The sequence below is a fragment of the Pseudomonas sp. NPDC087598 genome (genome assembly GCF_044743525.1).
Taxonomy (GTDB): Bacteria; Pseudomonadota; Gammaproteobacteria; order Pseudomonadales; family Pseudomonadaceae; genus Aquipseudomonas.
In genome coordinates, this window is record NZ_JBIUWQ010000051.1 from 1 (window position 1) to 20,796 (window position 20,796).

The 20,796-nt window shown below is 60.2% G+C and carries 20 protein-coding genes and 1 pseudogene; 16 read left to right on the forward strand and 5 right to left on the reverse strand.

Annotated elements, in window-relative coordinates:
- Nucleotides 1-88: 88 nt before the first annotated feature.
- The 6 genes and pseudogenes from ACIOWE_RS22970 to ACIOWE_RS22995 all read left to right on the forward strand — a co-directional run.
- Nucleotides 89-262 (forward strand): annotated as a pseudogene (locus ACIOWE_RS22970) (amino acid--tRNA ligase-related protein); the annotation flags it as partial.
- A 105-nt stretch (nt 263-367) separates the two neighbouring features.
- Entirely contained in the window at nt 368-1,081 is a 714-nt protein-coding gene (locus tag ACIOWE_RS22975; RefSeq protein ID WP_401396294.1) for a TetR/AcrR family transcriptional regulator, read from the forward strand.
- A 155-nt stretch (nt 1,082-1,236) separates the two neighbouring features.
- Entirely contained in the window at nt 1,237-1,791 is a 555-nt protein-coding gene (locus tag ACIOWE_RS22980) for a hypothetical protein (protein ID WP_401396206.1), read from the forward strand.
- Nucleotides 1,792-1,824: 33 nt separating this feature from the next.
- Nucleotides 1,825-3,102, forward strand: coding sequence for a flavohemoglobin expression-modulating QEGLA motif protein (locus ACIOWE_RS22985; protein WP_201235048.1), 1,278 nt, complete (start codon nt 1,825-1,827; stop codon nt 3,100-3,102).
- A gap of 150 nt (nt 3,103-3,252) precedes the next feature.
- Nucleotides 3,253-4,158: an alpha/beta hydrolase gene (locus tag ACIOWE_RS22990; RefSeq protein ID WP_401396211.1), complete on the forward strand. Its 906-nt coding sequence runs from the start codon at nt 3,253-3,255 to the stop codon at nt 4,156-4,158.
- A complete protein-coding gene (locus ACIOWE_RS22995; protein WP_201235046.1) occupies nt 4,155-4,484 on the forward strand; it encodes a hypothetical protein in 330 nt (109 codons plus the stop codon). Before ACIOWE_RS22990 ends, ACIOWE_RS22995 begins: the two co-directional genes overlap by 4 nt.
- A gap of 175 nt (nt 4,485-4,659) precedes the next feature.
- Here ACIOWE_RS22995 and ACIOWE_RS23000 read toward each other — a convergent pair whose 3' ends face one another.
- From ACIOWE_RS23000 to ACIOWE_RS23010, 3 genes are all read right to left on the reverse strand, one after another.
- Nucleotides 4,660-5,448, reverse strand: a complete 789-nt coding sequence (locus ACIOWE_RS23000; RefSeq protein WP_123536654.1) for an OmpA family protein — start codon at nt 5,446-5,448, stop codon at nt 4,660-4,662.
- A 56-nt stretch (nt 5,449-5,504) separates the two neighbouring features.
- Nucleotides 5,505-5,909: a DUF4398 domain-containing protein gene (locus tag ACIOWE_RS23005; protein ID WP_103303066.1), complete on the reverse strand. Its 405-nt coding sequence runs from the start codon at nt 5,907-5,909 to the stop codon at nt 5,505-5,507.
- A 377-nt stretch (nt 5,910-6,286) separates the two neighbouring features.
- The gene (locus ACIOWE_RS23010; RefSeq protein WP_401396214.1) at nt 6,287-6,631 is read right to left on the reverse strand and encodes a pilin assembly protein; all 345 of its coding nucleotides are present in this window, start codon (nt 6,629-6,631) and stop codon (nt 6,287-6,289) included.
- Nucleotides 6,632-6,846: 215 nt separating this feature from the next.
- Between ACIOWE_RS23010 and ppc the strand changes: the two genes are divergently transcribed.
- From ppc to ACIOWE_RS23045, 7 genes are all read left to right on the forward strand, one after another.
- Nucleotides 6,847-9,477, forward strand: coding sequence for a phosphoenolpyruvate carboxylase (gene ppc, locus ACIOWE_RS23015; protein ID WP_401396217.1), 2,631 nt, complete (start codon nt 6,847-6,849; stop codon nt 9,475-9,477).
- Nucleotides 9,478-9,778: 301 nt separating this feature from the next.
- Nucleotides 9,779-10,426, forward strand: coding sequence for an adenylate kinase (gene adk, locus ACIOWE_RS23020; protein WP_401396220.1), 648 nt, complete (start codon nt 9,779-9,781; stop codon nt 10,424-10,426).
- Nucleotides 10,427-10,520: 94 nt separating this feature from the next.
- Nucleotides 10,521-11,195, forward strand: coding sequence for a tRNA (adenosine(37)-N6)-threonylcarbamoyltransferase complex dimerization subunit type 1 TsaB (gene tsaB, locus ACIOWE_RS23025; RefSeq protein ID WP_201235043.1), 675 nt, complete (start codon nt 10,521-10,523; stop codon nt 11,193-11,195).
- Between the two features lie 234 nt (nt 11,196-11,429).
- Nucleotides 11,430-11,738, forward strand: a complete 309-nt coding sequence (locus tag ACIOWE_RS23030; protein ID WP_201235042.1) for a hypothetical protein — start codon at nt 11,430-11,432, stop codon at nt 11,736-11,738.
- Nucleotides 11,738-12,598 (forward strand): DUF72 domain-containing protein, encoded by an 861-nt coding sequence (locus ACIOWE_RS23035; RefSeq protein WP_401396225.1) that lies wholly within the window; start codon nt 11,738-11,740, stop codon nt 12,596-12,598. The genes ACIOWE_RS23030 and ACIOWE_RS23035 overlap by 1 nt, the downstream gene beginning before the upstream one ends.
- Nucleotides 12,599-12,632: 34 nt before the next feature.
- On the forward strand, nt 12,633-13,469 hold the full coding sequence (locus ACIOWE_RS23040) for an oxaloacetate decarboxylase (protein WP_401396228.1): 837 nt from the start codon (nt 12,633-12,635) through the stop codon (nt 13,467-13,469).
- 2 nt (nt 13,470-13,471) lie between these two features.
- Complete coding sequence (locus ACIOWE_RS23045; RefSeq protein ID WP_401396231.1) at nt 13,472-14,164, forward strand: extensin family protein; 693 nt, start codon at nt 13,472-13,474, stop codon at nt 14,162-14,164.
- A gap of 3 nt (nt 14,165-14,167) precedes the next feature.
- Here ACIOWE_RS23045 and ACIOWE_RS23050 read toward each other — a convergent pair whose 3' ends face one another.
- Nucleotides 14,168-14,788: an energy transducer TonB gene (locus tag ACIOWE_RS23050; RefSeq protein ID WP_401396234.1), complete on the reverse strand. Its 621-nt coding sequence runs from the start codon at nt 14,786-14,788 to the stop codon at nt 14,168-14,170.
- 93 nt (nt 14,789-14,881) lie between these two features.
- Between ACIOWE_RS23050 and ACIOWE_RS23055 the strand changes: the two genes are divergently transcribed.
- Entirely contained in the window at nt 14,882-15,664 is a 783-nt protein-coding gene (locus ACIOWE_RS23055; RefSeq protein WP_207197077.1) for a class I SAM-dependent methyltransferase, read from the forward strand.
- A 105-nt stretch (nt 15,665-15,769) separates the two neighbouring features.
- Here the strand turns inward: ACIOWE_RS23055 and ACIOWE_RS23060 are convergent, their stop codons facing one another.
- Nucleotides 15,770-16,405 (reverse strand): TetR/AcrR family transcriptional regulator, encoded by a 636-nt coding sequence (locus ACIOWE_RS23060; RefSeq protein ID WP_401396237.1) that lies wholly within the window; start codon nt 16,403-16,405, stop codon nt 15,770-15,772.
- A 94-nt stretch (nt 16,406-16,499) separates the two neighbouring features.
- On the opposite strand from ACIOWE_RS23060, the gene ACIOWE_RS23065 reads away from it, so the two are divergent.
- Together ACIOWE_RS23065 and ACIOWE_RS23070 are read left to right on the forward strand one after the other, a co-directional pair.
- Nucleotides 16,500-17,600 (forward strand): efflux RND transporter periplasmic adaptor subunit, encoded by a 1,101-nt coding sequence (locus tag ACIOWE_RS23065; protein WP_201235036.1) that lies wholly within the window; start codon nt 16,500-16,502, stop codon nt 17,598-17,600.
- Nucleotides 17,601-17,606: 6 nt separating this feature from the next.
- On the forward strand, nt 17,607-20,675 hold the full coding sequence (locus tag ACIOWE_RS23070) for an efflux RND transporter permease subunit (protein ID WP_401396241.1): 3,069 nt from the start codon (nt 17,607-17,609) through the stop codon (nt 20,673-20,675).
- The last annotated feature ends 121 nt before the right edge of the window (nt 20,676-20,796 follow it).

The window sequence follows — 20,796 nt, forward strand, 5'->3', positions numbered from 1 at the left end:
CGCGCCCCCCCCCCCCCCCCCCCCCCCCCCCCCCCCCCCCGCCCCCCCGCCCCCCCCCCCCCCGCCGCCCCCCCCCCCCCACCCGCACGCCGGCGACGACGAAGCCATGCACTACGACGCCGACTTCGTGCGCGCGCTGGAGTACGGCATGCCGCCAACGGCCGGTGAAGGTATCGGCATCGACCGTCTGGTGATGTTGCTGACCAACTCGCCGTCGATCCGCGATGTGATCCTGTTCCCGCACATGCGACCGCAAGCGTAAACGTTTCAGTTAAAAAGCCGCCTAAAACAGGCGGCTTTTTATTGCCTGTCTGGTACAAATGTATCAATTGGTTACTTTTGAAATAGCAGAGGAAGTGCTGTCGTGATGGGTGCATTGGCTCAAGAGGGTGCAGCGGGTATCGCCACTGCGGTCGCTGAAAGTGTTCAGTACCAGGGCCGCAAGGCCAGCCGACAGGGCAGTGAGCAGCGGCGACAGGACATTCTTGACGCGGCGATGCGCATTGTCGTGCGTGACGGTGTGCGCGCCGTGCGTCACCGCGCAGTGGCTGCCGAGGCCGGTGTGCCGCTGTCGGCGACCACGTATTACTTCAAGGACATCGATGATCTGCTCACCGATACCTTCGCTCAATACGTCGAACGCAGTGCGGCCTATATGGCCAAGCTGTGGGTCAACAACGAAGGCCTGTTGCGTGAAATGGTGGTCAGCGGTGACGGCAGCCCCGAGTCGCGCTCGCAACTGGCGGATGATATTGCGCGGCTGATGGCCGATTACGTACATCGGCAACTGGTCAATCGTCGCGAGCATCTGATGGCCGAGCAAGCCTTCCGCCAGGAAGCGCTGCTCAACCCTCGCCTGGCGATTCTGGTGCGTTCCCATCAGCAGATTCTGTTGCAGGGCACCTGCCAGTTGTTCCAGGTATTGGGCTCGCGTGAACCGCAGCAGGATGCCAAGGTGTTGACGGCGATTATCGGACGGATGGAATATCAGGGCCTGCTCAACGACGCCGAGCCTTTGGCCGAACAGGACATGCTCGGCATTCTGACGCGTTATATGCACCTGGTGCTCGCGTCGGTCTGATTGGCTGCTGCATCACCCTGTGGGAGCGAGCCTGCTCGCGAAAGCGGTGTGTCAGGCAACACAGATGTTGAATGTCAGACCGCATTCGCGAGCAGGCTCGCTCCCACAGGGGACTGTAGTGATGTTCAGGGTGGTACGTTCATAGGGAGTGTTGAATGAAAGCCTGGCGTGGCGCGCTGATCGCCTTGTCGTTCCTGCTGCTCAGTGGCTGTCTGGTGACCTTCAAGGAGCCGCTGCCCGCCAGTGATCCGGCGCCCAAGGGCTTGCTCGGCAAATGGTCGAGCACCACTGCCTGGGGCGAACCGATGAACCTTGAGCTGACGCGGCTGGGCAACGACCGCTATCAGGCCGTCACCTGGTTCAGGGCCAAACCCCGCGAACGCGAAGCCTATCCGTTCACCGTGTCGCGCCATGGCAGCCGCTGGTATCTGTCAGCGAAAGTGCCAGCACGCTATGGCGGCCATTACACCATTGCCGGATTCGAACTCACCGACAAACACGAACTGGTGGTGTACAACCTCGATCTCGAGCAGATCAATCAAGCGATCAAACAAAAAGCCCTCGACGGTCAGGCCTTCCAGACCGACGATGGCGACGGCGTGGAAGTCGACAGCAGCCTCGACAAGGTCTTTGCTTACCTCGATGATCCGGCCAATTCCGATGTTTTCGTCGAAGCGGCACGCTATCAGCGCCAGGCTCGCGCCAAATAATTCAGTACGTCAGGTTTTCTACAGGAGTTTCGGGTGGACGATTACCAGCAGTCGATACGCATATTGTCTGATCGCATCGTGCTGGCGCAGACGCCGATCCGCGTCCTCGATGCCGTCAAATGGGATGAGAACATCCGCAAGGGCTTTCTTAAGGCCAAGGGCAAGGAAATGCCGGCGGTGGATCGTGACTACTACCTCAATCGGCCGCTGTCGTTCGATTCGAGCAAGGTCAAACTGGAATTCCAGAACATCGAGCGCGACATCACCCGCCAGCTCGGCCAGTTCAACCCGGTCGGGCAGATCATGCGGCGCATGTGCAAGGAGTACCGCATGGTCGTGCGCATGCTCGAAGCGCGCGGTACCGAGGATTTCGGCCTGATCTCGCAAGAGCTGTACGGCGCCGCGTCCGACGCGTTTCACGCCGGTGACCCGACCCTGGCCGACCTCGGCCTGATGATGTCCGACTATTTGAACAACATCGATGGCCGTGGCGATCTGAAGGACGAGCCGAAAATCCTCACCGCCAAAGATGCCGTGCACCTGCTGCAAACGCGCTTGAACAAGGTGTTTGGTGAGGCTGAGGAAACCATCCGCGTGTTCGAGTCCGACGGCATCGTTGCCGACGCGGCGGCGGGCGCCGACTACATCAAGATCCGCACTGACGCGATGTTCAACGACCGCGACGTGCGCGCACTGGAAGTTCACGAAGGCCTGGTACACGTCGGCACCACGCTCAACGGTTTGAACCAGCCGATCTGCACCTTCCTGTCCAAAGGTCCGCCCTCGTCGACGGTGACTCAGGAAGGCCTGGCGATCCTGATGGAAATCATCACTTTCGCCTCTTACCCGAGCCGCCTGCGCAAACTGACCAACCGTACCCGCGCCATTCATATGGTCGAGGAGGGCGCGGACTTCTTGCAGGTGTTCGAGTTCTTCCGCGAGCAGGGCTTCGAAATGGCGGAAAGCTACGGCAATGCCAGTCGGGTTTTCCGTGGATCGACGCCGACCGGTCTGCCATTCACCAAAGACTTGTCCTACCTCAAGGGCTTTATCATGGTTTACAACTACATTCAGTTGGCCGTGCGTAAGGGCAAGCTTGAGCAGATCCCGCTGTTGTTCTGTGGCAAGACCACGCTTGAGGACATGCGTACCCTGCGCCAGTTGGTCGATGAGGGGCTGGTGGTGCCGCCGAAGTATCTGCCGGACCAGTTCCGCGACTTGAACGCGTTATCGGCGTGGATGTGCTTCTCCAACTTCCTCAACCATTTGAGCCTGGACCGGATCGAAGCGGACTATTCCAACATTCTTTGAGCAACCAATATCCACTGTGGGAGCGAGCCTGCTCGCGAATGCGATTTCACATTCAACATTAATGATGGCTGACACACCGCTTTCGCGAGCAGGCTCGCTCCCACAGTTTTGATTTGTGTTTAGCCCCCGAATTCTGCGAGGTTTCACCGGATGAGAATCCTCGGCATCTTCTGCCTGCTCCTGACCCTCAGCGGTTGCAGTTCGTTGTTGTTCTACCCCGAGCCCGGTCAAATCTTCACCCCGGAAAAAGCCAAACTCGAATACCGCACCGTTACGCTGATAACGGCGGACGGCTTGAAGCTCAACGCTTGGTGGCTACCGGCCAAACCGGATGTCGAGGTCAAAGGCACCGTCCTGCACCTGCACGGCAACGGCGGTAATTTGCCGATGCACTTGGGTGGCAGTTGGTGGCTGCCGAAAAACGGCTACCAAGTGTTGCTGGTGGACTATCGCGGTTATGGCTTGTCCGAAGGTGAACCGAGCCTGCCGGCGATCTATCAGGACATCGACGCCGCATTCGCCTGGCTCGACAAGGCCCCTGAGGTCAAAGGCAAGCCGCTGATCCTGCTCGGCCAGAGCCTCGGAGGCTCGATGGCCGTGCATTGGCTGGTGCAGCATCCAGAGCGGCAGAAGCAACTCAAAGCCTTGGTGCTCGATGGCGTACCCGCCAGTTACCGCAGCGTCGGCCAATATGCGCTCAGTACGTCCTGGTTGACCTGGCCATTCCAGGTTCCGCTGTCGTGGTTGGTGCCGGATGGCGACAGTGCGATCAACTCGATGCCGCAGCTCAATGGCGTACCGAAACTGATTTTCCACAGCATCGACGATCCGCTGGTGCCGCTTTCCAATGGCATCCGCTTGTATCAAGCTGCGCCGCCACCGCGCGTGCTGCAGTTGACCCGTGGCGGTCATGTGCAGACCTTCGGCGACCCGGTGTGGCGCCAGGTGATGCTGCGCTATCTCGACGATCCCGAACATTTCAACGGCCTGCGCCGTTTGGGCGAAATCCCCAATTACCCGCAACCCCCGAATTCTGAAGATGAGAGTCCGCAATGAGTGAAGAACGTAACGCCATCCCGCTGATCATCACCGGTATCTGCAGCATCCTCGGCACCGTCGGCGCCCTGTGGTACTACGGCTACCTGCACTTCGCCAAACCCGAGGATGCGTTGCTGCTCAACGAATTCACTATGCTCAAGACCATTCCCGGCGAAGACTACAAAGTCTCGCTGGACCCGGCGCCGCAGGTCGCGCAGTGCATTGATGGCGTGCTGGTGTTGTTCGATACCGAGCAGAAGGGTTTGACCGGTGTGCTGATCAACGCACAGAAAAAAGCCGTGCGCTGCATGGGCGAAGAGACTCCGCAAAAGCTCGAGCAGTAACCCGATCAAACTGTGGGAGCGAGCCTGCTCGCGAATACGGATTCACCGTCAGCATGGATGTTGACTGACACACTGCTTTCGCGAGCAGGCTCGCTCCCACAAGTGAATTGTGATCGTGCATGAAAAAGCCCCGCCTGACTCAGTCAGGCGGGGCTTTTGCGTTACAGCGTGCGGCTTAGTTCGAGCTGACAGCCGAACGTGGCATCACTGGCTGGTTGTCGTTGGAAATGGTCACTTCCACACGACGGTTCATCGCACGGCCGGAAACGCTGCCGTTATCGGCAACCGGGTATTCCTTGCCGTAGCCCTGGATGACGATGCGAGCTGGATCAACGCCCATTTTCACCAGCGCGGTGCGCACGGAGTTGGCGCGACGCTCGGACAGCGACTGGTTGTGGCTGGCGGTACCGGTGCTGTCGGTGTAGCCCTCGACGATCACTTTGCGATCCGGGTTTTCCTGGAGGAATTGCGCCAGTTTGTTGATGTTCACCAGACCGCTGGATTTCAGGTCGGCACGGTCGGTGGCGAACAGCACGTCACCGAAAGTCACCAGCGTACCGCGATCGGTCTGTTTCGCGTTGAGGCTGTCCTGCAGCTGCTTGATCTGTTGATCGCGAGCGTCCAGACGCGCCTGGGCACGTTGGGCAGCGGCGTTCTTCAGATTGTTTTCAGCGGTGCGCAGGGCGATGGTCTGCTTGGCCACTTCTACGCGCTGATTGGTCAGGTAAGCCAGTTGGTCAACCTTGGCGGCGTCTTGTTTATCCAGATAAGCCTTGTCGGCTTTGTCCAGGTAATCGCTGGCGTCTTTGGTTTCCAGCGCTGCGACTTTGCTCGCCTGCGGGTTGGCTTGCAGCCCGGCGTAGTTGGTGCGCGCCTGTTCCAGATTCGGGTTAGGCGGGGTGGAGCAGGCAGCCAAGGCAACGCTTGCAGCGAGGAGTGCGGGGATCATCAGTTGCTTACGCATAATTTGTCGTCCTTTCTATTCAATAAAAGTTTCAGCTTTGCGGTCGGGATGCGCGCTTATTGCACTGGGCGCTGACTTTCCTGACGCAGTTCCTGAACACCTTTCTGGGAATCCTTCACAGCCAGTTCGGCCTTGGCTGCCTGAGCCTTGCGTTCGGCGACGCGAGCGTCCCACTCGGCCTGTTCGGACAGGCGACGGGCCTCGTCATACTTCTTGTCGTGCATGGCGATTTCGGCTTGTTTCAGTTTGTCCTGCGCTTGCTTCATCTCGACTGCGGCGAATTCGGTACCGCCAGCGCTGACAGCGCTGTTGACTGCAGATTGAGTCACCGCGTACTGCTCGGTCGGTGGGTTACCGGCGCAACCGGCCAGTACGAAGCTGGTGCCGATTGCCAGGGCGGCCAGTTTCAGACCGCGCAGGTGGGTAAACGAGGTTTGGTTTTTCATGGTCTTCAACTCCATTAGGCATCTCCTGAAAACAACTGAATCCATCCTGGTCGAGGAGCCTTAAGCGTCGTGTGAAAGCGCGTTTTTGAAACGCTCGTTCCAGGCGTGGTTACAGGTTCCGACCGGAGGCGTTTTTCAAAAGTTCAGAAAAGATGGCCTATCGCCAAAAAAAACTTTGACCGAATGGACAAGGCTCTAAAGCGGGAACTTTGGCGGTATGGAGTGGTACGCGCGGGGTTTCCGGAACCCGAAAACACACCGTTTTCTGGCTGAAAATACGATCCTTGTAGGAGTGAGCCTGCTCGCGATAGCGGTGTATCAGGAAACAAAAATGTTGAATGAAAAATCGCCATCGCGAGCAGGCTCACTCCTACAATTTGATAGGTGGTGTGTCAGTGTTTCTGTTTGCTGGCAGCGGCAGAAAGGTCTTGTAGATGCCTTCTCGACAGCGCGAGAAAGCGCGGCGTCGGCCCGACGTCTTCATACAGCGGATCACCTTCCTCATCCGTCGCCACCACGGTCGATCCCTTCACATACGGCAGGCTCGCTTCGAACTCTTCGAGCGCGGCGCCAATCAGTTCGCCAAGCAGTTCTTCGGGGTGGCGTTTGGGGTACATCTCGGCAATCGCCGCCAGTCGCGCAGCAGCTTCGACATCCAGATGAATCGTGTAGCCAGTGTCGGTCAGGCGACCCTTGGCGTTTTCTTCCCAATGCTGGGCGAGTTCACGGATTTTCATAATGACCTCATGTCACACCTGCGCGTGGCAGGCCTTGGTGAGTGTCCGGCCGGGGCCGGCGGCAAGCCGTTGTGCGGCTTACTGTTGAGACTAGCTTTCGGCCACAAGGTTTAAAGTCCCTTCGTCGGCCTGCTTGTAAGAAGCGGCGCAGAGCGGCACTCTCTAGGTCATGCACTCGTTTCTAGGCCGCCCGGATTACCGCTGGAGAACTGCTGATGACCGATATTGATGCACGCTTGCGCGAAGATGTTCACCTGCTCGGAGAGCTGTTGGGCAACACCATTCGAGACCAGTACGGCGAGGACTTTCTCGACAAGATCGAGCAGATTCGCAAGGGCGCCAAGGCCGACCGCCGGGGCTCGATGGACGCCGAACTCAGCGCCAGCCTCAATCAATTGAGCGAAGACGAATTGCTTCCGGTGGCGCGGGCGTTCAACCAGTTTTTGAATCTGGCGAACATCGCCGAGCAGTATCAATTGATCCATCGTCGCGAAGAGTCGCAGCCGGCGCCGTTCGAATCTCGTGTCTTGCCTGAACTACTTGCGCGCCTGCGCAACGAAGGCCACAGCGCCGAGTCGCTGGCCCGGCAACTGGCGCGGCTGGAAATCGAACTGGTGCTGACCGCGCACCCGACCGAAGTGGCGCGCCGCACGCTGATCCAGAAGTACGACGCGATCGCCGCGCAACTTGCCGCACAAGATCATCGCGACCTGACCACAGCCGAGCGCGAGCAGATCCAGAACACCTTGCAACGGCTGATCGCCGAAGCCTGGCACACCGAAGAAATCCGCCGCACCCGCCCGACTCCGGTAGACGAAGCCAAGTGGGGTTTTGCGGTGATCGAGCATTCGCTGTGGCAGGCGATTCCCAACCATATGCGCAAGGCTGATCAGGCGCTGCATGCCGCGACCGGCCTGCGTTTGCCATTGGAGGCGGCACCGATTCGCTTCGCTTCGTGGATGGGCGGCGATCGTGACGGCAACCCCAATGTCACCGCTGCCGTAACTCGCGAAGTGTTGCTGCTGGCGCGCTGGATGGCCGCCGATTTGTACCTGCGCGATGTCGATCACCTGGCCGCCGAACTGTCGATGCAACAGGCCAGCGAGGCCCTCAAGGCCAAGGCTGGCGACAGCGCCGAGCCGTATCGCGCAGTGCTCAAGCAATTGCGTGAACGCCTGCGCGCCACGCGCAACTGGGCGCATGCGTCGTTGACGGCGACAACGCCGGCGCCTGCCGATGTACTGCACAACAATCGCGACCTGCTCGATCCGCTGGAGCTGTGCTTCAACTCGCTGCACGAATGCGGCATGGGCGTGATCGCCGACGGCCCGCTGCTCGATTGCCTGCGCCGGGCGGTGACCTTCGGTTTGTTCCTGGTGCGCCTCGATGTGCGCCAAGACTCGTCGCGGCACAGCGCGGCGATGACTGAAATCACCGATTACCTCGGGCTCGGGCGCTACGAAGAGTGGGATGAAGACGCACGCATTGCTTTCCTGAGTCGGGAGTTGGCCAATCGTCGCCCGTTGCTGCCGGCGCATTTCAAACCCTCCGCCGACACCGCTGAAGTGCTCAACACCTGCAAGGAAATCGCCGCTGCACCGGGCGCCTCGCTCGGTTCCTACGTGATCTCCATGGCCGGTGCGGCTTCCGATGTGCTCGCCGTTCAACTGCTGCTCAAAGAGGCCGGTGTGCTGCGACCAATGCGCGTGGTGCCGTTGTTCGAAACCCTCGCCGACCTCGACAACGCCGGCCCGGTGATTGAACGACTGTTGCTGTTGCCGGGCTACCGGGCGCGGCTGCAAGGCCCGCAGGAAGTGATGATCGGCTATTCCGACTCGGCCAAGGACGCCGGCACGACTGCCGCAGCGTGGGCGCAGTACCGGGCGCAGGAGCGGCTGGTGGAAATCTGCCGCGAGCAGCAAGTCGAACTGCTGTTGTTCCACGGTCGCGGTGGCACTGTGGGGCGTGGCGGTGGACCGGCCCACGCGGCGATTCTGTCGCAGCCACCAGGGTCAGTGGCGGGGCGTTTCCGCACCACTGAGCAAGGGGAAATGATTCGTTTCAAATTCGGCCTGCCAGACATCGCCGAGCAAAACCTCAATCTGTACCTCGCCGCCGTGCTTGAAGCGACGTTGTTGCCACCGCCGCCACCGACGCCCGAGTGGCGTCATCTGATGGACGAATTGGCCGCCGATGGCGTCAGTGCTTACCGTCAGGTGGTGCGGGAAAATCCGCAGTTCGTCGAGTATTTCCGCCAGTCCACGCCTGAGCAGGAGTTGGGGCGCTTGCCCTTGGGCAGCCGGCCAGCCAAGCGCCGCGCGGGCGGCATCGAGAGTTTGCGGGCGATTCCGTGGATCTTCGGCTGGACGCAAACGCGCCTGATGCTGCCCGCCTGGCTCGGCTGGGAAACCGCGTTGAGCAAGGCACTGGAGCGCGGGGAGGGCGAGTTGCTCGGACAGATGCGCGAGCAGTGGCCTTTCTTCCGTACGCGCATCGACATGCTGGAAATGGTGCTGGCCAAGGCGGACGCCGATATTGCGCTGTCTTATGACCAGCGCCTGGTCGAGCCGGCGTTGCTGCCGTTGGGCGTGCACTTACGCGACCTATTGTCGCAGGCGTGCGCGGTGGTGCTCGGCCTGACTGGTCAGTCGCAGCTGCTGGCACATAGCCCAGACACCTTGGAATTCATCCGTCTGCGCAACACCTACCTCGACCCGCTGCATCTATTGCAGGCCGAATTGCTGGCCCGTTCACGGCAGCAGAATGTCGAGCAGGGCAGCCCGGTGGAACAAGCGCTGCTGGTGTCTGTGGCGGGGATTGCTGCCGGTTTGCGAAATACCGGCTAACGTTTTTGCTGTGACGCGAGGCATCCGCAATAACCCTCGGGTGCCGCTTGGCGTGCAGGGGGAAAGTGCCGCCAGGCGACAGTTAATGATGGGGTTGCGACTTGGCTCACCTTGTCGCGGGGGCACGGCGGGCGTCGGTTTCTCCGACTTTTGGCGTCTTGTGTGGGCGCAGCCTGCTGTGTATCTTGATCAGCCTTTGGCCGTTTGTGCGGCCACGACCCGTATTTTTCAGGATTCGTCCAAAGTGGCGAGTCCCTTGTTTTGTAAAAGCTTTTTATAAAAAAATTGAGGAGCACATCTAATGCGCGTCATTCTGCTGGGAGCTCCCGGGGCCGGTAAAGGTACTCAGGCTAAGTTCATCACCGAAAAATTCGGCATTCCGCAAATCTCCACCGGTGACATGCTGCGTGCAGCGGTCAAGGCCGGTACTCCGCTGGGCGTACAAGCCAAGAGCATCATGGATGCCGGCGGCCTGGTGTCGGATGACCTGATCATCGCGCTGGTGCAAGACCGCATCGCGCAACCTGACTGCGCCAATGGCTTCCTGTTTGACGGCTTCCCGCGCACCATTCCGCAGGCTGAAGCCCTGGTGACTGCCGGTGTCGAACTGGACGCCGTGGTCGAAATCGCCGTTGAAGACGAAGAAATCGTTCAGCGTATTGCCGGTCGTCGTGTGCACGAGGCCAGCGGCCGCGTTTACCACATCGTCTACAACCCGCCGAAAATCGCTGGCAAAGACGACATCACCGGCGAAGAGCTGGTACAGCGCAAGGACGATACGGAAGAAACCGTGCGTCATCGCCTGTCGGTCTACCACTCGCAGACCAAGCCACTGGTGGATTTTTACCAGAAGCTCTCGGCTGCCAACGGCAAGCCGAAGTACAGCCACATTCCTGGCGTCGGTTCGGTAGAAGCGATCACCACCAAGGTGCTTGAAGCGCTGAGCTGAAAAAGCTGATTGGCTGCATCATCCACGGCCCGCTTGCGGGCCGTAGTTGTTTATACTGACGCACTTTTTTCCTCACCCTGTTCTGGATACATCGATGAGTACCTTGCTGGCCCTGGACACCGCGACTGAAGCTTGCTCCGTTGCTTTGCTGCATGACGGCAAGGTCACGAGCCATTACGAGGTGATCCCGCGCCTGCACGCGCAGAAGTTGTTGCCGATGATCCAGCAACTGCTCGCCGACGCCGGCACCACGCTGCAAGCGGTGGATGCAATTGCCTTCGGTCGTGGACCGGGCGCGTTTACCGGTGTGCGGATCGCCATTGGCGTGGTGCAGGGTCTGGCGTTCGCGCTGGATCGTCCGGTGCTGCCAGTGTCCAATCTTGCGGTGCTGGCGCAGCGGGCCTTTCGTGAACATGGCGTGAGCCAGGTCGCGGCCGCCATCGATGCGCGCATGGATGAGGTGTATTGGGGTTGCTACCGCGAGACGGCGGGCGAAATGCGCCTCGTCGGTGCCGAGGCGGTATTGCCGCCAGAAGTCGCCGCGCTGCCGGCCGATGCCAGTGGCGATTGGTTCGGCGCCGGTACCGGCTGGGGATATGGCGAGCGTATCGCGGTCAATCTGAGCGGTTCCGACGCCGGCATGCTGCCCCACGCTGAAGACCTGCTGACCCTGGCGCGGTTCGCCTGGGAGCGCGGCGAGTCGATTCCGGCCGATGACGCGCAACCGGTTTACCTGCGCGACAAAGTCGCCACCCCCAAGGCTCGTTGATTCACTCGATACCGAGTTGCCCCTTTCGCGAGCAGGCTCGCTCCCACAGGTACTGCGCGGTCCTTGTGGGAGCGAGCCTGCTCGCGAAAAGCTTTCTGCCGACAACGCCAATCGTCAGTTTCCAACCCCGGGCTTTAAACCTTTTGCGCTTTATGTGTTCTAGTTATCACTCGGCGGTTTGCTAAGTCGGTCAAGTGCCGCTAAATTGCCATCATCGATACCGAGCATGAATTTATGCGTATAGACGGCCTTTCCTCTCAGTCCTACCCCATCAAGCGCAAGCCTCGCAAAGGCAATCCGGCGCTGGATGAATCCGTCGACGATATCGACGGCGAGCTGGAATTCCCGACTGAAGAGCAAATGGCCGCCCGCGCTGCCAAAGCCTCCGCCCAACGCCTGGCCAATCTGCCTGCCCGTCAGCAAGACATGATTTATCACCGCGCGATGAAGAAGAGCGTAGCCATGGCCCTGGCCAGCTACCTGAGCACCGCCGGTTTTGTCGATTGGGATGCGGACGTGCTGGGCCTCGATCTGTACATCTGATGGATCTGCCTTACTACCTCGGTTGCCCGTCCTGGAGCGAAAACGCCTGGCGCGAGTATCTGTACCCGGTAGACGCCAAAACCTCTGACTTCCTCGGTCTCTACTGCCAGGTGTTCAACGCCGTTGAAGGCAATACGACTTTCTACGCCAGCCCTTCGCCCGCCACCGTGCAGCGTTGGGCCGAAATCATGCCTGCGCATTTTCGCTTTACCGCCAAGTTTCCCGGTGACATCAGCCACAGTGGCGACTTGCGCGATCAACTGACCGCCGCCGAAACCTTTCTGCAATTGCTCAACCCCCTCGGCGAGCGTGTAGCGCCGCTGTGGCTGCAACTGTCGAAAAGCTTCACGCCGCAGCGGCTGCCGGAGTTGGCGGCGTTCATTGATGCGCTGGACTGCCCATTGGCGGTGGAAGTGCGGCATGAACAGTTCTTCGTCAAGGGCGAGAGTGAACGCCTGCTTAATCGGCTGCTGCTGGACCGTGGCGTCGAACGCATCTGTCTCGATCCGCGTGCGCTGTTCAGTTGCCTGTCGACCGAGTCTTCGGTGATCCACGCACAATCGAAAAAGCCGCGGGTGCCGACGCGTCCCGCAGCGTTCACCCAGTTCCCGCAAGTGCGTTTCATCGGCCATCCCGAGCTGGAAGCCAACGATCCGTTCCTGGTGCCGTGGGTGGCGAAAATCGCCGAGTGGATCGAAGAGGGCCGCACGCCCTACATCTTCCTGCATACCGCCGACAACCTGCTGGCGGCGAAGCTGGCGCAACGGTTTCACGCACAACTGATGCAACGTTTGCCTGGCCTGCCATCTCTGCCTGAGCTATACAGAGAACCCGCCGCGGAGCAACTTGGCCTGCTCTGAGGCGAACCCGTTTTTCCTGCCCAGGAGCCTGCCGATGGACGCCTCAGCCTTTCAAGAACAAGTCCGCAAAGCCCACGCCTTCAAAGCCCTGCATGAGCGTCCGGGGATTTTCATTATTCCCAATCCATGGGATGCCGGCTCGGCGAAGATGCTCGCCAGTCTGGGCTATCAAGCGCTGGCGACTACCAGTGCCGGTTATGCGTTTTCCCAGGGCAAAGCCGACGGTGCCTTGAGCCTCGATGACACCTTGGCCAACGTCCGGGCGATTGTCGCGGCGACCGATTTGCCGGTGGCAGTGGATCTGGAAAACGGTTTCGCCGACGACCCGGCCGAGTGCGCGAAGAGTTTGCTGCGAGCGGCCGAGGCGGGCGCGGTGGGTGGTTCGATCGAGGACGCCACAGGGCGTGCAGACGCGCCGATCTATTGCTTCGAACACGCGGTGGCGCGTATCGAAGCTGCTGTTGCCGCTGTGCGTACGCTGCCATTTCCCTTCCTGCTGACCGCCCGCGCGGAGAACTATCTGCACGGCAATCCCGACATCAACGACACCATCCGCCGCTTGCAGGCGTTCGCCGAGGCCGGCGCCGATGTTCTGTATGCGCCAGGTTTACGCACTGCTGAAGAAGTTCTGGCGGTGGTGCGCGCGGTAGCGCCAAAACCGGTCAACGTGTTGATGTCCGGCGGGCTGAAACTGACCGTGCAGCAACTCGAGGAAATAGGAGTGCGTCGGATCAGCACCGGTTCGGCGCTGGCGCTGGCGGCGTTTGGTGAGTTCTTCCGGGCCGCGGAAGAAATCCAGCAGTCCGGCACGTTCGGCTTCACCTCGCAGTCGATGCCCTACGCCAAGGCCAACCAGTTCTTCAAAGGCTGAGCATGGCGCGGTGGATTGCGCTGGTCGTTCTGCTGATGGTTGGCGCTGCCGTGGTCAGTGTCTGGCGCGGCTGGCTGGACGTGCCGCCAGAGTGGAATCCATGGGCACCGCTGGATGTGCAGGCGACGCCCAACTGGTTGAGCGGTTACAAACTGATGCGTTTGCGCGGCGACCCCGAACTGTGTGCCCGGGCACTGCGCAGCTCGGCGTTGCGTGTGACGCCGCAGTCCGACAGTCCGGATGCCAAGTGTCCGCTGATCGGCGCCTTACGCGTGCAGGGCGGCGAGGTGGCGCTGAGCAGCAGCTTCCTCGCCAGTTGCCCGTTGGCGGTCGCCTACGCGATGTTCGAACGCCATTCCCTGCAACCCGCCGCGCAGTCCGTTTACGGTCAGAAAGTCGTGCGCCTCGATCACCTAGGCAGCTTCGCCTGCCGCAATATCTACAACCGCGAAAGCGGCGCGCTCAGTCGTCATGCCAGTGCTGATGCATTGGATATCGCCGGCTTTCGCCTGGCGGATGGCCGCAGCATCAGCGTGCTCAAGGATTGGCCAAGGCAAAATCAGGACGCGCAGTTTCTACGCAAGGTCCGTGATGGCGCCTGCGAGGTGTTCAGTGTGGTGTTGAGTCCGGATTACAACGCCGCCCATCGCAATCACTTTCATGTCGATGTCGGGCGCTGGAGCGTGTGTCGCTGAGGGTCAGGCGGCGATGCGCAGGTTCTGCAGAACGATCGGGCGCGCCCAGCCGTTATCGAAGTCCAGAGCTTTCTGCTGTTCGACGATTTCTTCCGGCGGGAAGGGTGGGTATGGCTTCTGCATCAGATCGAGGTCGAATTCGGCAATCGGCAGGTACAGCGGACGCTTTTGCGGCGCAGCACCCGGTTCCGGAATCGGTTGGCCGTTGTTCATCACGATCGGGCGAACCCAGCTGCTGTCGAAATCCTGCTGCGACTGCTGAGCCTGGATTTCTTCCGGCGGGAACGGTGGGAACGGTTTGTCCAGCAGCTCCGTTTCGAATTCGGCGATCGGCAGGAACAGTGGCTCTGGCGGACGCACTTCGGTTTCGACGACATTGCATTCGCGCTGCTCGACGATGTGCGCGTGCAGCTCGCTGCCCACGGTCGGCTCTTCAGTGCTGCTCAGGTCAACCGGCGGAAACTTGCCGCAGGCAGGCACCACTTCACTCGTCTGTTCGGCCAGCGCCTGGGCAAAGAAATCCTGCCACAGGTGACTGACGCCGCTCAGTGCTTGAGTGTTTTGACGGCTAAAGTCGCCATGGGGCGAAATGTAGCCAATCGATGTGGGAAGAATGCCTGACATTTTTTTCGGTTGACGCTCAGCTCTGGCAAAATGCGCGTTGATTGGGTTATCGGCGGTTTTTGCCGATCCTTAACTTTTTTGAGCGTGTTTTCCATGATTGAGCAACCCGCGGCCTGCCGCATCCATGTCGAAGCCCTCGGCCCGACGTTTGAAGCGCAAGCCGAGCAATGGGCCGAACGCCTCGGCCTGCCGCTGCAAGTGGCCGACGGTGAGTTCGCCTTGCAGGTCGGCGAGCAGGGTTTACAGCTCCAGCAACTTGGCCCGGATGCACCGGGGCCGGTACGCGTGGACTTCGTCGAGGGCGGCGCGGCGCACCGTCGGTTGTACGGCGGCGGCAGCGGCCAGATGATCGCCAAGGCTGTCGGCATCGCCCAAGGCGTGCGCCCGCGGGTGCTGGATGCCACGGCGGGGTTGGGCAAGGATGCGTTCGTATTGGCCAGCCTCGGTTGCGAGATGAGCCTGATCGAGCGTCAACCGCTGATCGGTGCATTGCTGGAGGATGGCCTGGCGCGCGGTGCGGAAGATTTCGACGTGGCACCGATCGTGGCGCGGATGAAATTGCTCAAGGGCAACTCCATCGAGGTCATGCGCAACTGGCAAGGCGAGCCGCCGCAGGTGATTTACCTGGACCCGATGTTCCCGCATCGTGAGAAAACCGCGCTGGTGAAGAAGGAAATGCGCCTGTTCCGGCCGCTGGTCGGGGATGATCCGGATGCCCCGGCACTGCTGGAAGCGGCGCTGGCATTGGCGACCCATCGCGTGGTGGTCAAGCGCCCACGCAAGGCGCCGTGCATCGAGGGGCCGAAGCCGAGTCATGCGCTGGATGGTAAATCGAGCCGTTACGATATCTACCCGAAGAAAGCGCTCAAACCTTAAAACCGAGTCGCTGCCCTTCGCGAGCAGGCTCGCTCCCACATTTGAAATGCATTCCAATGTGGGAGCGAGCCTGCTCGCGAAGGGGCCAGCTCAAACACCAAATCTCTAGGGTCTATATGCCCGCATAAACAGCCCCACCACTTCCTGCACATGGCTCTCTGAAGCCTCTTCGCTCAGCGGCTCGCCGCAGCCATACAACAAACGAAAATTCCCCGCGCCCTTGATCAGGCAGAAGAAATGCTCGGCCGCATTACGTGGCAGGTCGATGTTCAATGCGCCAGTCTCGTGGATGCGCGTGAGCAATCGCTCCATGCCCTGAACCATGCGCTGCGGGCCCGCTTCGAAGAAGATCAGCGACAGATTCGGGTCCTGACTGCCGAGCGCCATGATCAAGCGATGCAAATTCACCGATTCATCGCTGTTGATCAGTTGATGAAAGCCTCGCGCAATGTTCAGCAACACACTTTCCACAGCAATGCCCTCGGGCAATTCGAAGAACAGCGGTGGCAGTTGCTCCTCGCATTTGGCCATCACGGCGGCGGAAAACAACGTCTCCTTGTCGTTGAAATGGCTGTAAACCGTCAGTTTCGACACGCCAGCCTCGGCAGCGACCGCGTCCATGCTGGTGTTGGCATAGCCGTGACTCAGAAAAAGAATTTTTGCCGCATCGAGGATCGCCTGGCGCTTGGCCAGATCCTTGGGGCGGCCCGGGCCGTTTGGAGCTGAAAGATTGTTCGACATTCTTCGCTTTTAATACTGGACTGGTGAGTTTGCTATTAATAACATACCGGCCAGTATAATTATTCCAAGCACCATTAGCGAAAGGTCCGTCACCATGTTCCGCCATGCGTTGTCCTTTGCGTTGCCAGCCGGTCTGGCATTTTTATTATCGGCATGCGGTCAGGAAGAGGCGACGCAAGTGGCCGTGCGACCAGCCATGGTGGTGCAGCCAGAGCCTTCGGCGCAGGCGATGGAAAGTTATCCGGGCGAAGTCCGCGCCCGTTACGAGCCGAATCTGGCGTTCCGCATCGGTGGTAAAGTCAGCCGACGACTGGTCGACGAAGGCCAGCGCGTCAAGGCTGATCAGCCTCTCGCCGAACTCGATCCGCAGGATGTGCGCCTGCAACTGGAAGCCACCCGCGCCCAGGTCGCTGCCGCCGAGGCCAATCTCAATCTGGTGCGCGCCGAGCGTGATCGCTACAAGACTTTGATGGATCGGCAGATGGTCAGCCGTTCCGCGTACGACAACGCCGAAAACCTTTACCGCTCCGGCGAAGCCCGCCTCAAGCAAATCAAAGCCGAATTCAACGTTTCGACCAATCAGGCCAGTTACGCGGTTTTGCGTGCGCCACAGGATGGCGTGGTCGCCCAGCGCTCGGTGGAAGTCGGCCAGGTCGTCGCTGCCGGGCAAACCGTGTTCACCCTCGCCACAGACGGCGAACGTGAGGTATTGATCAGCCTGCCGGAACAGAGCTTTGGCCGCTTCAAGGTCGGCCAACCGGTGACTGTCGAGTTATGGACGCAGCAGAACCAGCGTTTCGCCGGGCAGATCCGCGAGCTGTCTCCCGCCGCCGATCCGCGATCGCGAACCTTCGCCGCACGCATTTCTTTCACCAGCGGCAAAGTCCCGGCCGAGCTCGGCCAGAGCGCCCGGGTGTTCGTGCAGTCAGCCGATGTCGTGCCGCTGTCCGTGCCACTGTCGGCGCTGACCGCTGAAAACGGCGCGACCTACGTCTGGGTCGTCAACGCCAACAACACCCTGAAGAAAACCCCCGTGCGCGTCGGCCCGTTTGGCGAGAAAACCGTGCCGGTGCTCGAAGGCTTGAACGCCAGCGATTGGGTGGTCGCCGCTGGCGTGCATGTGCTGCTCGAAGGGCAGCAGGTGCGTCCCGTGGATCGCTCCAACCGTGTGGTCAATCTGGCGGACAAGGAGTAAGCCCCGATGCGCTTCAACCTTTCTGAATGGGCGTTGCGTAATCGCCAGATCGTACTGTTCGTGATGCTTTTGCTGGCGATCGTCGGTGCGTTGTCCTACACCAAGTTGGGTCAGAGTGAAGACCCGCCATTCACCTTCAAGGCCATGGTCATTCAGACTCGCTGGCCGGGCGCGACCGCGCAGGAAGTCTCGCGCCAGGTCACCGAACGCATCGAAAAGAAACTGATGGAAACCGGTGAGTACGAACGCATTGTTTCATTCTCGCGCCCTGGTGAATCACAGGTCACGTTCATTGCCCGCGACTCGATGCATTCCAAGGAAATCCCCGACCTCTGGTATCAGGTGCGCAAGAAAGTCGGCGACATCCGCCAGACCTTGCCGCCAGATATTCAGGGGCCGTTTTTCAACGATGAGTTCGGCACCACGTTCGGCAATATCTATGCACTGACCGGTGACGGTTTTGACTACGCCGTGCTCAAGGATTACGCCGACCGGGTCCAGATCCAGCTGCAACGGGTCAAGGATGTCGGCAAGGTCGATCTGCTCGGTTTGCAGGACGAAAAGATCTGGGTCGAACTGTCCAACGTCAAACTCGCCACCCTCGGCTTGCCGCTGGCAGCGGTGCAGCAAGCGCTGCAGGAGCAGAACGCGGTATCCACTGCCGGCTTCTTCGAGACCAGCAGCGAGCGTTTGCAGCTACGGGTTTCCGGGAATTTTCAGACAGTCGATGAGATAAAAAACTTTCCTATAAGGGTCGGCGATCGTACGTTCCGTATCTCCGATGTCGCCGACGTGCGTCGCGGTTTCAACGATCCACCGGCGCCGCGCATGCGTTTCATGGGCGAAGACGCGATCGGTCTGGCCGTGGCGATGAAGGACGGTGGCGACATTCTGGTGTTGGGTAAAGCGCTGGAGGGCGAGTTTTCGCGCATCCAGAAAAATCTCCCGGCCGGCATGCAGTTGCGCAAGGTCTCCGACCAGCCAGCGGCGGTGAAAACCGGTGTCGGCGAGTTCGTCCAGGTCTTGGTTGAAGCGCTGGCGATTGTGTTGTTGGTGAGTTTTTTTTCCCTGGGCGTGCGCACCGGCATGGTCGTGGCACTGACCATTCCGCTGGTGCTGGCGATGACCTTTGCCTGCATGTATTACCTCGGCATCGGCCTGCACAAGATCTCCCTCGGCGCGTTGGTGCTGGCGCTGGGCTTGCTGGTGGACGACGCGATCATTGCCGTGGAAATGATGGCGATCAAAATGGAGCAGGGCTTCGACCGGATCCGGGCGGCGAGCTATGCCTGGACCAGCACGGCGTTCCCGATGCTCACCGGTACGCTGATCACCGCCGCAGGCTTCCTGCCGATTGCCACGGCGCAGTCTGGCACCGGCGAATACACCCGCTCGATCTTTCAGGTAGTGACCATCGCGCTGCTCGCTTCATGGGTGGCGGCGGTGATGTTCGTACCGTACCTGGGGGAAAAACTCCTGCCGGATCTGGCGAAAATTCATGCGGCCAAACACGGCACGGCGGATGGACAGCCGGACCCGTACGGCACGCCGTTCTACCAGCGGGTGCGTCGTCTGGTCGAGTGGTGTGTGGCGCACCGCAAGACCGTGATCGTGCTGACTGTCGGGCTGTTTATTGCCTCGGTGATGCTGTTCCGCTTTGTGCCGCAACAGTTCTTCCCGGCCTCGAACCGGCTGGAACTGATGGTAGATCTGAAACTGGCCGAAGGCGCTTCGCTGGCGAACACCACGGGTGAGGTCAAGCGCCTGGAAGCGATGCTCAAGGAGCACGCCGGTATCGATAACTATGTGGCTTATGTCGGTACGGGCTCGCCGCGTTTTTATCTGCCGCTGGATCAGCAGTTGCCCGCAGCGAGCTTTGCGCAATTTGTGGTGTTGGCGAAAAACATTGAGGAGCGTGAAGCCTTGCGCACCTGGTTGATCGACACCCTCAACGAACAGTTCCCGGCGCTGCGCTCGCGGGTCACGCGGTTGGAGAATGGTCCGCCGGTTGGTTATCCGGTGCAGTTCCGCGTCACTGGCGAACACATCGAGGAAGTGCGTGCACTGGCGCGCAAGGTTGCCGCCAAGGTTCGCGAGAATCCGCATGTGGTCAATGTGCATCTGGATTGGGAAGAGCCGAGCAAGGTTGTCTATCTGAACATTGATCAGGATCGCGCCAGGGCGCTCGGGGTGAGCACGGCCAATCTGGCGAAGTTTCTGCAGAGTTCGTTGACCGGGTCCAGTGTCAGTCAGTATCGCGAAGACAATGAGTTGATCGAGATTCTGCTGCGCGGCACGGTGCATGAGCGCACTGAACTGTCGTTGTTGCCGAGTCTGGCAGTGCCGACGGATAACGGTCGCAGTGTGGCGTTGTCGCAGATTGCCACGCTCGAATACGGTTTCGAGGAAGGCATCATCTGGCACCGCAATCGTCTGCCGAACGTGACTGTGCGAGCGGACATTTATGGCAAGGAGCAGCCGGCGACGCTGGTGAAGCAGATCATGCCGACGCTGGATTCGATTCGAGCTGAATTGCCGGATGGTTATCTGCTGGATGTCGGTGGCACGGTGGAGGATTCGGAGCGCGGGCAGAAGTCGGTAAATGCCGGGGTGCCGATGTTCATTGTCGTGGTGCTGACGTTGCTGATGGTGCAGTTGCGCAGTTTTTCGCGCACGGCGATGGTGTTTTTGACGGCGCCGTTGGGGTTGATCGGGGTGACGCTGTTTTTGATGGTGTTCCGGCAGCCGTTCGGGTTCGTGGCGATGTTGGGGACGATCGCGTTGTCCGGGATGATCATGCGTAACTCGGTGATTCTGGTGGATCAGATCGAGCAGGATATTGCCTCTGGGCTCAAGCCTTGGCAGGCGATTATCGAGGCGACGGTGCGGCGTTTTCGGCCGATTGTGTTGACGGCATTGGCAGCGGTTCTGGCGATGATTCCGTTGTCGCGGAGTGTGTTTTTTGGGCCGATGGCGGTGGCGATCATGGGGGGGTTGATTGTTGCTACTGCGCTGACGCTTTTGTTTTTGCCTGCTTTGTATGCGGCTTGGTTCCGGGTTCGGCGGGAGGTTTGATCTTTGTGTGACGTGGCGGCCTTCGGGCCGACCATGTTCTTGGGTTTTGGGTGAATATCCGTTGCTTCGGGGGCTGCTGCTGGCGGTTTCGCTCTTACAGCGAGTCCCTTTGGCAAACGCC